Source organism: Streptomyces sp. NA04227 (assembly GCF_013364195.1).
In the GTDB taxonomy this organism is placed as follows: Bacteria; Actinomycetota; Actinomycetes; order Streptomycetales; family Streptomycetaceae; genus Streptomyces.
Window position 1 is genome coordinate 6,223,692 of record NZ_CP054918.1, and the last position, 12,017, is coordinate 6,235,708.

The window sequence follows — 12,017 nt, forward strand, 5'->3', positions numbered from 1 at the left end:
TCTGGGCACAGGACTTGCGCTTTGGTGGCCTATGGTGTAATTGGCAGCACGACTGATTCTGGTTCAGTTAGTCTAGGTTCGAGTCCTGGTAGGCCAGCTCGCAGAGCTTATCTGCAAAGCCCCCGTTGTGTAGCGGCCTAGCACGCCGCCCTCTCAAGGCGGTAGCGCCGGTTCGAATCCGGTCGGGGGTACAGATCCATCCCGCAACGACAGCAGGGTCGCTCCCGTTGTCGCGCGGTGACATCACCCGGTTTCTGCCGGGTGGGATCGCCAGGGCCCCCGTTGTGTAGCGGCCTAGCACGCCGCCCTCTCAAGGCGGTAGCGCCGGTTCGAATCCGGTCGGGGGTACTTGCAGGTGGTCTAGACCAGACTGCCAGTGGGCTATGGTGTAATTGGCAGCACGACTGATTCTGGTTCAGTTAGTTTAGGTTCGAGTCCTGGTAGCCCAGCTCGATCGTGCGAAAGCACGGTTCACGCCCCCGTTGTGTAGCGGCCTAGCACGCCGCCCTCTCAAGGCGGTAGCGCCGGTTCGAATCCGGTCGGGGGTACTTCGCAGGAAGGGTCCTTCGCTCAGGCGAGGGGCCCTTCGGCGTTTCCGGGGCGCGTGACCGGTGGGCGCCAGCCGCCCCTCACGCGGGCGTCAATACCCGTACCGCCGGGCCGATTCCTCCTGTTGGGCAAGTCTGCGCAGCGAGATGAGGAAGGGCTCGAAGAGCATCGTCGACGCCACCGCCCACTCGACCCGTTCGCCGTCCGAGGGCAGGGTCTCCAGAAGGTCGAGATCGCTCTCGGCGACCTCGTGCATCTTCTGTCCGTAGGGGAGCAGCAGGTCGACCGTGATGGGGAAGCCGAGGCGCAACAGCGTGGCGAGGCCGGTCACCAGGGACTGGTAGGAGGGGGAGAGGCTGCCGATCTCCTGGGCCTTGCTCCAGCCGAGCCGGCTGAGGAGTTCCTCCAACTGCTGTGTGGCCGCGGCCGTTTCGGCGTCGCTGCCGTCAAGCGGCTCGGGGTTCGTCTGGGGTAGCGCCCACAGTGCGGCGCCCAGCCGCATGGTGCGGCTCAGGGAGTCGTCGTCGACATGGCGGAGCACTTCGCGCGCGGTCGCCACCGGGACGCGGCCCGCCTGGATCAGTGCCCGCACCAGCCGCAGTCTGCGCAGGTGCTCCTCGCTGTACTCGGCCTGGGTGGCGCTGACGCGGCGGCCGGGCGGGAGCAGCTTCTCGCGCAGGTAGTACTTGATCGTCGCGGTGGAGACGCCGCTTCGCTCGCTGAGTTCCGACAGTCGCATGGCTTGCGTCCCCTCGTGGTGAGTGTCACTATCCAAGCATGGATAGCATGACTATCCAAGGTAGCGAGAAAGGGGGCACCTGTGTTCTCCAAGCCCATCCCGGGCCGTACGACGGCGGCCGCCCGAGGCGATGTGGTCGTGCTGCTCATCGGCATGCGGATCAACCACTTCTGGGGCGTCCATCACTGGCTCCCCGTGTTCCTCGCCATGCCGCGGATGCTCCGCGAACTGTCGAAGGACCCCTCCCGGGGACTGCTCGGCCACACCCTGCTCAGCGGTTCGCCGCGGACGTACTACGTGGTGCAGTACTGGGAGTCCAAGGAGAAGCTCTACGCGTACGCGAAGGCGCCGGACATGTTCCATCGCAAGGCCTGGGCCAGGCTCAACCGGGCGGAGAAGAAGTCCCGGCAGCACGTGGGGCTGTGGCACGAGAGCTATGTGGTGCCCGAGGGCGGCTACGAGAACATCTACGCCGACATGCCGCCCTACGGACTCGGCAAGGCGCTCGGCGTCCTGCCGATCGAGCAGCGCGGGCGCAGCGCCAAGGAGCGGTTCGCACACCGTTCCCGCGCGTGAACGCCCTTGCCGGGCGGACGTGGACGCTCCTGGGAGCCACGCGCGCGCTCGCGTACGACGTCCCGTAGCGCCCGAAGCGGTGCGCCGGTCTCCGCCCGACGGGGGTGGACGGAGACCGGCGCACCGCTTTTGTGGCACGGTCGTGCGGGCCTGTGAGGTCTCACACGGTCCAGCGCACCGGGTGGATCTCGTCGGCGGGGTGGCCGGTGCGACTGTGCACCCGCTGCACGGCCTCGGCGGAGGGGCCTTCGGACAGGCAGTAGACCGTGCCCGACTCCGGGTCCGCCCAGGCGTGCTTGAAGCGCACGCCCTCCTCGCCCTCGATGGCCTGGTCGGCACGGTGGGCCTCACGCAACTCCTCGTTGGTGATGCCCTTCATCCCGCGGTGAACGTCCATGTACTCGGTCATCTCGCACCTCCGTGACGGTCGGCACGCCGACGGAGGTGCGGCGCCCGCCGCCACTTCCATGCTGCACCCGCACGCCGTCGCCGAACATCCGGCGGGGCGGCGGTGGTCAGCCGTTGCGGCGCAGCGCCTCGGAGAGCCGGGCCGCCGCGTCGATGACGGCCTGGGCGTGCATCCGGCCCGGGTGACGGGTGAGGCGCTCGATCGGTCCGGAGACCGAGACGGCGGCGACCACACGGTTGGACGGCCCGCGCACCGGCGCCGAGACGGAGGCCACACCCGGCTCGCGCTCGCCGATCGACTGGGCCCAGCCCCTGCGGCGTACCCCGGACAGGGCGGTCGCCGTGAAACGGGCACCCTGCAGACCGCGGTGCAGCCGCTCGGGCTCCTCCCAGGCCATCAGGATCTGTGCCGAGGAACCGGCCTTCATGGTGAGCGTGGAACCGACGGGCACGGTGTCCCGCAGTCCGGACAGCCGCTCGGCGGCGGCCACGCAGATACGCATGTCGCCCTGGCGCCGGTAGAGCTGCGCGCTCTCGCCGGTGACGTCCCGCAGATGCGTGAGCACCGGGCCCGCCGTGGCGAGCAGGCGGTCCTCGCCCGCGGCGGCGGCCAGTTCGGCCAGCCGCGGGCCCAGGATGAACCTGCCCTGCATGTCCCTCGCCACCATCCGGTGGTGTTCCAGTGCCACGGCAAGGCGATGTGCCGTGGGTCGTGCGAGCCCTGTCGCCGCGACCAGCCCGGCGAGGGTGGCCGGACCGGACTCCAGGGCGCTCAGAACCAGAGCTGCCTTGTCGAGAACGCCGACGCCGCTAGAGTTGTCCATGAAACGATATTCGCGTCTCACTCTGTGAAACGCAAGTTCCTTTTTCCGTGGGACTTGCCACTCTGTAGGGACAGCGGCCCGCGGACCAATCGGGCCCGGCGGGCGCAACCCGGCAGAACACGGGGAGTTGGGCGCACGCGAGATCTCCAGTTGAGCAGGCGGCCCGTGAGGTGCCGGCCGGCCGAAGGGAAAGCGATGGGTAGGACACTCGCGGAGAAGGTCTGGGACGACCATGTCGTCCGGCGCGCCGAGGGCGAGCCCGACCTCCTCTTCATCGATCTTCACCTGCTGCACGAGGTGACCAGCCCGCAGGCCTTCGACGGGCTGCGCAAGAACGGCCGCCCGGTGCGCAGGCTCGACCTCACCATCGCGACCGAGGACCACAACACTCCCACGCTGGACATCGACAAGCCCATCGCGGACCCCGTCTCCCGCGCCCAGCTGGAGACGCTGCGCAAGAACTGCGCCGACTTCGGCGTACGGCTGCACCCGCTGGGCGACGTGGAACAGGGCGTTGTCCACGTAGTGGGCCCGCAACTGGGACTGACCCAGCCCGGCACCACCGTGGTCTGCGGCGACTCGCACACCTCCACCCACGGAGCCTTCGGCGCCCTCGCCTTCGGTATCGGCACCTCGCAGGTCGAGCACGTGCTCGCGACCCAGACGCTGCCGATGGCCCGCCCCAGGACCATGGCCATCACCATCAACGGCGAACTGCCCGAGGCCGTCACCGCCAAGGACCTGATCCTCGCCATCATCGCGCGGATCGGCACCGGCGGCGGCCAGGGCTACGTCCTGGAGTATCGCGGCGAGGCCATCGAGAAACTCTCGATGGAAGCCCGGATGACCATCTGCAACATGTCCATCGAGGCCGGTGCCCGGGCGGGCATGATCGCCCCGGACGAGACCACGTTCGCCTACCTGAAGGGCCGCGCGCACGCGCCCGAGGGCGCGGACTGGGACGAGGCAGTCGCGTACTGGAAGACGCTGCGCACCGACGAGGACGCCGCGTTCGACGCCGAGGTCGTCATCGAGGCCGCCGAACTGGCCCCGTTCGTCACCTGGGGCACCAACCCGGGCCAGGGCGCGCCGCTGTCGGCGAGCGTCCCCGATCCGGCTTCGTACGAGGACGCCTCGGAGCGCTTCGCCGCCGAAAAGGCCCTGGAATACATGGGGTTGACCGCCGGACAGCCGCTGCGCGACATCCGCGTCGACACCGTCTTCGTAGGTTCCTGCACCAACGGCCGTATCGAGGACCTGCGGGCCGCGGCCTCGATCGTCGAGGGCCGCAAAATCGCCGACGGCGTACGGATGCTGGTGGTGCCCGGCTCCGCGCGGGTGGGCCTGCAGGCCGTGGACGAGGGCCTGGACCGGGTCTTCAAGGAGGCCGGGGCCGAGTGGCGGCACGCGGGCTGCTCCATGTGCCTGGGCATGAACCCCGACCAACTCGCCCCGGGGGAGCGCTCGGCGTCCACCTCCAACCGCAACTTCGAGGGCCGGCAGGGCAAGGGCGGCCGTACGCACCTCGTCTCGCCGCAGGTGGCCGCCGCGACCGCGGTCCTGGGCCACCTGGCCTCGCCCGCCGACCTGACCGACGCCCGTACCACCGCCGGAGTCTGACAGCCATGGAAGCCTTCACCACGCACACCGGCCGGGCCGTCCCGCTGCGCCGCAGCAACGTCGACACCGACCAGATCATCCCCGCGCACTGGCTCAAGAAGGTCACCCGCGACGGATTCGAGGACGGGCTGTTCGAGGCCTGGCGCAAGGACCCCGAGTTCGTGCTCAACCAGCCTGTTCACCAGGGCGGGACCGTGCTGGTCGCCGGGCCCGACTTCGGTACGGGTTCCTCGCGCGAGCACGCCGTCTGGGCCCTGCAGAACTACGGTTTCAAGGCCGTCATCTCCTCCCGTTTCGCCGACATCTTCCGCGGCAACTCGCTGAAGAACGGCCTGCTCACGGTCGTTTTGGAGCAGGAAACCGTGGACGCCCTGTGGGAGCTGGCCGAGCGCGACCCGAACGCGCCGGTCACCGTGGACCTCCAGGACCGTCAGGTGCGCGCCGAGGGCGTCACCGCGGACTTCGAGCTCGACGAGAACGCCCGCTGGCGGCTGCTGAACGGCCTGGACGACATCAGCATCACGCTCCGCAGCGAGCAGGACATCGCCGACTACGAGACCCGGCGCCCGGCGTTCAAGCCGCGCACGCTCCAGCTCTGAGTCGCGTCCGCCGCGCGCGCGGCGATGTGGTCCGTACCCCCAGCCGATTCACGGTTGGGGGTACGTTCTTGTGCGCACTTCCGCTGCGTCCGATGACCTGAACGGGTGGACTCGCCCGAGTGCCCAACTCCCTTGATTCTGGGGGCACAAGAGAGCTTTCGGCCCTGTTCGCGGGCGGTTTTCGGCTACGCTCACCATGCCGCCACAGCACGGCAGTTGCGCCCTGCGGAGGCGACAACTCGCCCCAGATGGCACAATCGGCGCATGGAACGCGACGACCAACTCGAGCTCTACGAGGTCGTGGCGGACCAGCTCAAGGAAGCGCACACAAGGGTGCGCGCACTGCAAGTCCCGGAGGGCGTACGGATGGCGCTGACCCGGAAGCTGCTGGTCATTACGGCCGTGGCCAAACACGATCTCGCCGACGCGGCAAGGCGACTGGACCGATTCACCGCGGACCTCGATGAGGGCCGATTCCCGGAAGAAGCCTGAACAGCAAGTCCCGGTGAACTCGACAGCGGCCCAGTTCGTTGCGGCACAAGGGTGATTAGACCGTTTCGTGTTTGATTTGCGGTATATATCTGCCTAACGTGCGAAAAAGCTTGAACACTTTCGTTCCGGCAATGTCTCCGAAGGGGAAGACGTGAACAAGGCGCAGCTCGTAGAAACGATTGCCGACAAGGTCGGCGGGCGTCAGCAGGCGGCCGAGGCCGTCGACGCCGTCCTCGACGCCATCGTCCGCGCCGTTGTCGGCGGAGACCGGGTCTCGGTCACCGGCTTCGGCTCGTTCGAGAAAGTCGACCGGCCCGCCCGCTACGCCCGTAACCCGCAGACCGGCGAGCGGGTGCGGGTCAAGAAGACCTCGGTGCCGCGGTTCCGCGCGGGCCAGGGCTTCAAGGATCTGGTGAGCGGCTCGAAGAAGCTGCCGAAGGGCGGCGAGGTCGCGGTCAAGAAGGCGCCCAAGGGCAGCCTTTCGGGCGGCACCAGCACCAGGACCACCGCCAAGGCGGCGGCCAAGAAGGCCACCGCGAAGAAGGCGACCGCCAAGAAGGCCACCACCGCACGCAAGACGGCGGCGAAGAAGGCCACCACCGCGCGGAAGACCGCGGCCAAGAAGACCACCGCCAAGAAGGCGACGGCGAAGAAGACCACGGCCAAGAAGGCGACGGCGAAGAAGACCACCGCCAAGAAGACCGCCCCGGCCAAGAAGGCGACCGCCAAGAAGGCGCCGGCCCGCAAGACGACCGCGCGCAAGACCACCGCCAAGAAGGCCACCACCCGCAGGAAGTAAGGGCAAGGGCCGCTCACGCGCCGGGCCGGACTCCCGTTGAGGAGCCCGGCCCGCGGCGGTTCGGTGCGATGACCGCAGGCCCGCGCACGGGCGTGCGCGTAGGCGTGGGCGATCCGGTGGGATTCAGAGAGTCTGCAGGGTGATCAGCGTGATGCGGCGCTGTTCGCCTTCGCCCTGTGTCTCGATACGCACCCGCTGTCCCGAGCGGAGCAGCAACAGCCCGCCCGCGTCGAACGCGGCGGAGTCGAAGGGCATCGGGGTGCCGTCGTCCAGGAGCACGCTGCCGGAGCGCGTCTCGGGGTCGAAGGTGTACGAGGTCGCCTGCATGCCGTCAGCGTAGGCGAAGCTCATTCGGTCATCAGCAGTCGGGCGGCGGCCTCGCGGGTGTGCGGGCCGACGCCGAGCGCGAGTGCCGCGCGCAGGTCTTCCTCCGTGTCCACGTCCTGGCGCACGGATTCCACGTCACCGAGCAGGATTTCGTGCGCCCCGGAAGCCGCGTGGCGCGCCCTGGAGGCCATGCCGAATGCGGGCCACAGCGAAATCCCCGGAAGCGCGCTGAGCAAAGTCGTGCCCATGTGCGCGGCGTCGGCGACAAATGCGCGATCGTGCGCGGCGGCGGTATGAAGAACCCGGGCCAGTTCCCCGGGGCGCAATGCCGGTAGATCCGCGTTGAGGGCGGCCACGGCGGCCGCGGGGCGGTCGGCGCGTATCTCTCGTACCCCTTGCCGCAATGCCGCGTTGAGACCGCCCTCGGGCGGGTCCGCGACGATACGCGCGCCGAGGCGGGAGAGTTCGTGGCCCGCGAGGGGGTCGTCGGTCACCACCGTCACGTCGCGTACCGGCCCACAGGCCAGCGCCGCGGCCACGGTGTCCAGCGCGAAGGCCAGCGCGAGGCGCGGGCGCTGAGGGCCGGTGGCCGCCGTGGAGAGTCGGCTCTTGGCCAGCCCGAGCGGCTTCAGGGGGACGACCAGGGTCCATTGCACGGGTGCGTTCCGTCCTTCCGTCGCGCCCATTGTGACCGTAGCCGGGCTCGGGCCGTCAGCCCTGAGCAGGCCGTTGTGGGCAGATGGGTGGTGTGGCCAACGAGCGGGGGGCGTACGGTGTGTCTCGACAGACCGGCGGCCCGGGGCGACACTTGTGCGGCCGAGAAGCAACCAGGGCCTTGCGCGTGGATCCGGTCGGTGTGGCCGGAGGATCCCCGCGTCCGACCCGAGCAGGGTCCGGGGGGTGGCGCCACCCGCGACCCCGTCAAGATCCGAACGAGAGGCCCTAGAGGAAGGTGTCGCGCGTGTCCCGCCGCAAAATCGGCTTCTGGTACCGCCTTGCCGCGGTCATCTGCAAACCGCCGCTGGTGGTTCTGGTCAAGCGGGACTGGCGTGGAATGGAGAACATTCCGGCCGACGGCGGATTTATCACCGCGGTCAACCACAATTCCCTTGTGGACCCATTCCTCTATGCCCATTTCCAGTACAACAGTGGCCGTGTGCCCCGATTCATGGCCAAGCACAGTCTTTTCGGCAAGGGATTCGCGGGTGCCTTCATGCGGGGCACCGGACAGATCCCGGTGTACCGCGAGAGCACCGACGCGCTGAGCGCCTTTCGCGCCGCGATCGCCGCGGTGGACGCCGGGGAATGCGTGGCCTTCTATCCGGAGGGGACGCTCACCCGGGACCCCGAGCTGTGGCCGATGACCGCGAAGTCCGGTGCCGCCAGGGTCGCCCTGCAGACCAAGTGCCCCGTCATTCCGGTGGCCCAGTGGGGCGCGAGCGAAATTCTTCCGCCGTATTCCAAGAAGCTGAGCCTCCTGCCGCGTAAAACGCACAGGGTGCTCGCAGGACCCCCGGTCGACCTTTCGCGTTTCCACGACAAGGAAATGACCCCGGAGATCCTCAAGGAGGCGACCGAGGCCATCATGGCGTCGGTGACCTCGCTCCTGGAGGAACTGCGCGGCGAAGCGGCGCCGCCGGTGGCCTACGACCCGCGCCGGGAACGTCTGGCACAGCGCCGTGTGAGCGAGTCGAGGAAGCGGCGCGACACCACGCGCGGCCCGGTCGGTACGGGGGAAGCACAGTGAGCGCGAGCGCCAAAGCCGCGGTGTTCGGCACGGGTTCATGGGGTACGGCCTTCGGCATGGTCCTCGCCGACGCGGGCTGTGACGTCACCCTGTGGGGCCGCCGCCCCGAACTCGCCGAGGCCGTCAACTCCACCCGCAGCAACCCCGACTACCTCCCGGGCGTCGAACTCCCGACGAATCTGCGGGCGACCACGGATCCCGCCGAGGCCGCCCGGGACGCCGACTTCACGGTGCTCGCGGTGCCTTCGCAGACGCTGCGCGCCAACCTCGGTGCCTGGCGCGAACTGCTGCACCCGGACACCGTGCTCGTCTCCCTGATGAAGGGCATCGAACTCGGCTCCGCGATGCGGATGAGCGAGGTCATCGAGGACGTCACCGGGGCCGGGGCCGCGCGTATCGCCGTGGTCTCCGGGCCCAACCTGGCCCGCGAGGTGGCCGCCAGGATGCCCGCAGCCGCGGTGGTGGCCTGCCGTGAGGCCGCGGTGGCCGAACGGCTCCAGAGCCACTGCCACACGCCGTACTTCCGCCCGTACACCATCACCGACGTCACCGGCTGTGAACTCGGCGGCGCCGTCAAGAACGTGATCGGTCTGGCCGTGGGCATCGCGGACGGGATGGGGCTCGGCGACAACGCCAAGGGCTCGCTGATCACTCGCGGTCTCGCGGAGACCACCCGGCTCGGCCTGGTGATGGGCGCCGACCCGCTCACCTTCTCCGGACTCGCGGGCCTGGGCGACCTCGTGGCCACGTGTTCGTCGCCGCTGTCGCGCAACCACACCTTCGGGACGAACCTCGGCAAGGGCATGACCCTCGAGGAGACCATCGCCGTCACCAAACAGACGGCCGAGGGCGTCAAGTCCTGTGAATCCGTGCTGGATCTGGCCCGGCGGCACGGCGTCGAGATGCCGATCACGGAGACCGTCGTGAGCATCGTGCACGAGGGCAAGCCGCCCGCCGTCGCCGTGAAGGAGCTCATGTCGCGCAGCGCGAAGCCGGAACGGCGCTGAGACGACCGCCGGGTGCCCGCAGGGGCATCCGCCGAGGCCGGGGGCCCACCGGGCCGCCGGGCCGCGGAACATCGGCCTCCGGCCGCGTGCCGTATCTCGGCGAACCGGCACCGCGCGCGCTGACGCGGGTGGTACCAGCGGGTACGCTCATCGCGATATGAGCAGCGAGAACTCCCCCCAGAGCCACGAGATCCGCAAGCCGCGCGTCGCCGTCGTGTTCGGCGGCCGCAGCTCCGAGCACGGCATCTCGGTCGTCACCGCGGGTGCCGTCCTGCGGGCCATCGACCGCACCAAGTACGACGTGCTGCCGATCGGCATCACCCAGGACGGGCGCTGGGCGCTCACCTCGGACGAGCCGGACCGGATGGCCATCACCGAGCGCACGGTGCCGAGCGTCGAGCAGCTCGCCGAGTCGGCGGAGGGCGCGGTCATCCTCCCCGTCGACCCGTCCAGCCGCGAGGTCGTCTACGCAGAGCCCGGACTCGTACCGAAGGCGCTCGGCGACGTCGACGTCGTCTTCCCCATGCTGCACGGCCCGTACGGCGAGGACGGCACCCTCCAGGGCATGCTCGACCTCGCCGGGATCCCGTACGTGGGATCCGGTGTGCTGTCCTCGGCGGTCGGCCAGGACAAGGAGTACATGAAGCGCGTCTTCCTGTCCTTCGGGCTGCCGGTCGGGCCGTATCTGGTGGTGCGGCCCCGCGAGTGGGAGCAGGACGAGGCCGGGGCGCGGGCCAGGATCGCCGAGTTCGCCGGGGACCACGGCTGGCCGCTGTTCGTGAAGCCCGCGCGCGGTGGTTCCTCGATGGGCATCACCAAGGTCGACTCCTTCGACGGTCTCGACGAGGCGATCGAGGAAGCCCGGCGGCACGACCCGAAGTTCCTCATTGAATCGCTGCTGCGCGGACGCGAGATCGAGTGCGGAGTCCTGGAGTTCGAAGACGGACCGCGCGCCAGCGTGCCCGCCGAGATCCCGCCCGCCACCTCGCACGAGTTCTACGACTTCGAGGCCAAGTACATCGACGCGGCACCGGGCATCGTGCCCGCGCCGCTCTCCGAGGAGGAGACGGCCGAGGTCCAGCGGCTGGCCGTCGCCGCGTTCGAGGCGGCCTCCTGCGAGGGCCTGGTGCGCGCCGACTTCTTCCTCACCGAGGACGGCGGCTTCGTCATCAACGAGATCAACACGATGCCCGGCTTCACGCCGATCTCCATGTATCCGCGGATGTGGCAGGAGAGCGGCGTGAGTTATCCGGAACTCGTCGACCGGCTCGTGCAGGCGGCCCTGAAGCGGTCCACCGGCCTGCGCTGAGGCACGGAGACGCGGAGCGCGGAGCGCGGACCACGGGGAGTCCGCGGAGAGCACGAAAACGCCCAACGGGCCGGTCGGCACTGCCTTCCGGCCCGTTGGGCGGCTACTGCGACGGGTGGCGCCGCGGGGCGCCGGGACCATGACGGCCCGATGCTCAGTCGGACGAGACGCCCTTGGGGATCGTCTTCTTCACCGGCGGCGCCAAGTCGGTGAGCGGCGCCAGGCCTTCGGAGGCCCGGTCCTCGGGCACCGTGACCTCCACGTACGCCTTGCGCAGGGTGGTCGTGAACCGGAACGAACCGTCGGACCGCTTCTCCAGGAGCCAGCCGACGCCGTCGACGTCCACGCCGTCCGCCTTGGGGTCGTCCATCTTGTCGGGACGGGTCACCCCGCAGCGCAGTACGTACGCCGGATCGCCCCAGGCGGCGGTGAGTTGGGACGCGGCGGGGTCTTCGCGGCGCTGCCCGGCGACGCGGTCCGGCAACTCCCGGTCCAGGTCGCGGCACAGACGTACGCTCTCGGCTCCCGGTTCGGGAACCGCGACATCCGTGCCACCGTCACCAGAGGTGCAGGCCGCCGTGGCGGTGAGCAGCAGAGCGAGGACCGGGGGTGCGCCGAGCGCGCGGCGCCCGGAGATCGAGAAGTTCACCGGCCAAGCGTAGACGGGGGCTACAGATGAACCACCGGGCAGGTCAGCGTGCGCGTGATGCCCTCCACCTGTTGCACCCTGGCCACCACCATGCGGCCCAGGTCGTCGACGGTGTCGGCCTGGGCGCGGACGATCACGTCGTACGGGCCGGTCACATCCTCGGCCTGGATCACGCCGGGGATCTCGCCGATCGTCTGGGCGACGGACGACGCTTTGCCGACCTCCGTCTGGATCAGGATGTACGCCTGTACCACGGAACCTCCAGGGCGGCCACGAGGAGTCTGGGTAGCACGAAGAGTCTGTGCGAGGGGATCACGTGCGGAAAGGGACGCCACGGTATCGCGTCGCCGCCTGCCGCGGGGAGACCCACGG

Annotated in this window: 15 protein-coding genes and 5 tRNA genes; 13 read left to right on the forward strand and 7 right to left on the reverse strand. The window is 69.4% G+C overall.

Going from position 1 to position 12,017, the window contains the following annotated elements:
- Window positions 1-25: 25 nt before the first annotated feature.
- The 5 genes from HUT18_RS26485 to HUT18_RS26505 all read left to right on the forward strand — a co-directional run bounded on the left by HUT18_RS26485 (window position 26) and on the right by HUT18_RS26505 (window position 548).
- Window positions 26-97 (forward strand) — tRNA-Gln (locus HUT18_RS26485).
- A 21-nt stretch (window positions 98-118) separates the two neighbouring features.
- Window positions 119-191, forward strand: a tRNA-Glu gene (locus tag HUT18_RS26490).
- 84 nt (window positions 192-275) lie between these two features.
- Window positions 276-348, forward strand: a tRNA-Glu gene (locus HUT18_RS26495).
- A gap of 29 nt (window positions 349-377) precedes the next feature.
- A tRNA-Gln gene (locus tag HUT18_RS26500) sits at window positions 378-449 on the forward strand.
- A 26-nt stretch (window positions 450-475) separates the two neighbouring features.
- Window positions 476-548, forward strand: a tRNA-Glu gene (locus tag HUT18_RS26505).
- A 92-nt stretch (window positions 549-640) separates the two neighbouring features.
- Here HUT18_RS26505 and HUT18_RS26510 read toward each other — a convergent pair.
- Window positions 641-1,288 (reverse strand): MerR family transcriptional regulator, encoded by a 648-nt coding sequence (locus tag HUT18_RS26510; protein ID WP_176103048.1) that lies wholly within the window; start codon window positions 1,286-1,288, stop codon window positions 641-643.
- An 81-nt stretch (window positions 1,289-1,369) separates the two neighbouring features.
- On the opposite strand from HUT18_RS26510, the gene HUT18_RS26515 reads away from it, so the two are divergent.
- A complete protein-coding gene (locus tag HUT18_RS26515) occupies window positions 1,370-1,864 on the forward strand; it encodes a DUF4188 domain-containing protein (protein WP_176103049.1) in 495 nt (164 codons plus the stop codon).
- A gap of 160 nt (window positions 1,865-2,024) precedes the next feature.
- On the opposite strand, the gene HUT18_RS26520 is transcribed toward HUT18_RS26515, so the two are convergent.
- Both HUT18_RS26520 and ndgR read right to left on the reverse strand, forming a co-directional pair.
- Window positions 2,025-2,273: an SCO4226 family nickel-binding protein gene (locus HUT18_RS26520; protein WP_176103050.1), complete on the reverse strand. Its 249-nt coding sequence runs from the start codon at window positions 2,271-2,273 to the stop codon at window positions 2,025-2,027.
- Between the two features lie 106 nt (window positions 2,274-2,379).
- Window positions 2,380-3,096, reverse strand: coding sequence for an IclR family transcriptional regulator NdgR (gene ndgR / locus HUT18_RS26525; protein ID WP_005311436.1), 717 nt, complete (start codon window positions 3,094-3,096; stop codon window positions 2,380-2,382).
- A 195-nt stretch (window positions 3,097-3,291) separates the two neighbouring features.
- Between ndgR and leuC the strand changes: the two genes are divergently transcribed.
- From leuC to HUT18_RS26545, 4 genes are all read left to right on the forward strand, one after another.
- Window positions 3,292-4,716 (forward strand): 3-isopropylmalate dehydratase large subunit, encoded by a 1,425-nt coding sequence (leuC, locus tag HUT18_RS26530; RefSeq protein ID WP_176103051.1) that lies wholly within the window; start codon window positions 3,292-3,294, stop codon window positions 4,714-4,716.
- Window positions 4,717-4,721: 5 nt separating this feature from the next.
- Window positions 4,722-5,315, forward strand: a complete 594-nt coding sequence (gene leuD / locus HUT18_RS26535; protein WP_176103052.1) for a 3-isopropylmalate dehydratase small subunit — start codon at window positions 4,722-4,724, stop codon at window positions 5,313-5,315.
- 264 nt (window positions 5,316-5,579) lie between these two features.
- Window positions 5,580-5,807, forward strand: a complete 228-nt coding sequence (locus HUT18_RS26540) for a hypothetical protein (protein WP_176103053.1) — start codon at window positions 5,580-5,582, stop codon at window positions 5,805-5,807.
- Window positions 5,808-5,958: 151 nt separating this feature from the next.
- Complete coding sequence (locus HUT18_RS26545) at window positions 5,959-6,606, forward strand: HU family DNA-binding protein (RefSeq protein ID WP_176103054.1); 648 nt, start codon at window positions 5,959-5,961, stop codon at window positions 6,604-6,606.
- Between the two features lie 123 nt (window positions 6,607-6,729).
- On the opposite strand, the gene HUT18_RS26550 is transcribed toward HUT18_RS26545, so the two are convergent.
- Together HUT18_RS26550 and cofC are read right to left on the reverse strand one after the other, a co-directional pair.
- Complete coding sequence (locus tag HUT18_RS26550) at window positions 6,730-6,933, reverse strand: hypothetical protein (protein ID WP_176103055.1); 204 nt, start codon at window positions 6,931-6,933, stop codon at window positions 6,730-6,732.
- Window positions 6,934-6,953: 20 nt separating this feature from the next.
- On the reverse strand, window positions 6,954-7,589 hold the full coding sequence (gene cofC, locus HUT18_RS26555) for a 2-phospho-L-lactate guanylyltransferase (protein WP_254878820.1): 636 nt from the start codon (window positions 7,587-7,589) through the stop codon (window positions 6,954-6,956).
- 305 nt (window positions 7,590-7,894) lie between these two features.
- On the opposite strand from cofC, the gene HUT18_RS26560 reads away from it, so the two are divergent.
- From HUT18_RS26560 to HUT18_RS26570, 3 genes are all read left to right on the forward strand, one after another.
- Window positions 7,895-8,680: a 1-acyl-sn-glycerol-3-phosphate acyltransferase gene (locus HUT18_RS26560; RefSeq protein ID WP_176103057.1), complete on the forward strand. Its 786-nt coding sequence runs from the start codon at window positions 7,895-7,897 to the stop codon at window positions 8,678-8,680.
- On the forward strand, window positions 8,677-9,687 hold the full coding sequence (locus HUT18_RS26565) for an NAD(P)H-dependent glycerol-3-phosphate dehydrogenase (RefSeq protein ID WP_176103058.1): 1,011 nt from the start codon (window positions 8,677-8,679) through the stop codon (window positions 9,685-9,687). The genes HUT18_RS26560 and HUT18_RS26565 overlap by 4 nt, the downstream gene beginning before the upstream one ends.
- A gap of 157 nt (window positions 9,688-9,844) precedes the next feature.
- On the forward strand, window positions 9,845-10,996 hold the full coding sequence (locus HUT18_RS26570) for a D-alanine--D-alanine ligase family protein (protein WP_176103059.1): 1,152 nt from the start codon (window positions 9,845-9,847) through the stop codon (window positions 10,994-10,996).
- A 154-nt stretch (window positions 10,997-11,150) separates the two neighbouring features.
- On the opposite strand, the gene HUT18_RS26575 is transcribed toward HUT18_RS26570, so the two are convergent.
- Both HUT18_RS26575 and HUT18_RS26580 read right to left on the reverse strand, forming a co-directional pair.
- Window positions 11,151-11,645: a DUF3515 domain-containing protein gene (locus tag HUT18_RS26575; protein ID WP_176103060.1), complete on the reverse strand. Its 495-nt coding sequence runs from the start codon at window positions 11,643-11,645 to the stop codon at window positions 11,151-11,153.
- A gap of 20 nt (window positions 11,646-11,665) precedes the next feature.
- Window positions 11,666-11,899: an Lrp/AsnC family transcriptional regulator gene (locus HUT18_RS26580; RefSeq protein ID WP_176103061.1), complete on the reverse strand. Its 234-nt coding sequence runs from the start codon at window positions 11,897-11,899 to the stop codon at window positions 11,666-11,668.
- Between the last annotated feature and the right edge of the window lie 118 nt (window positions 11,900-12,017).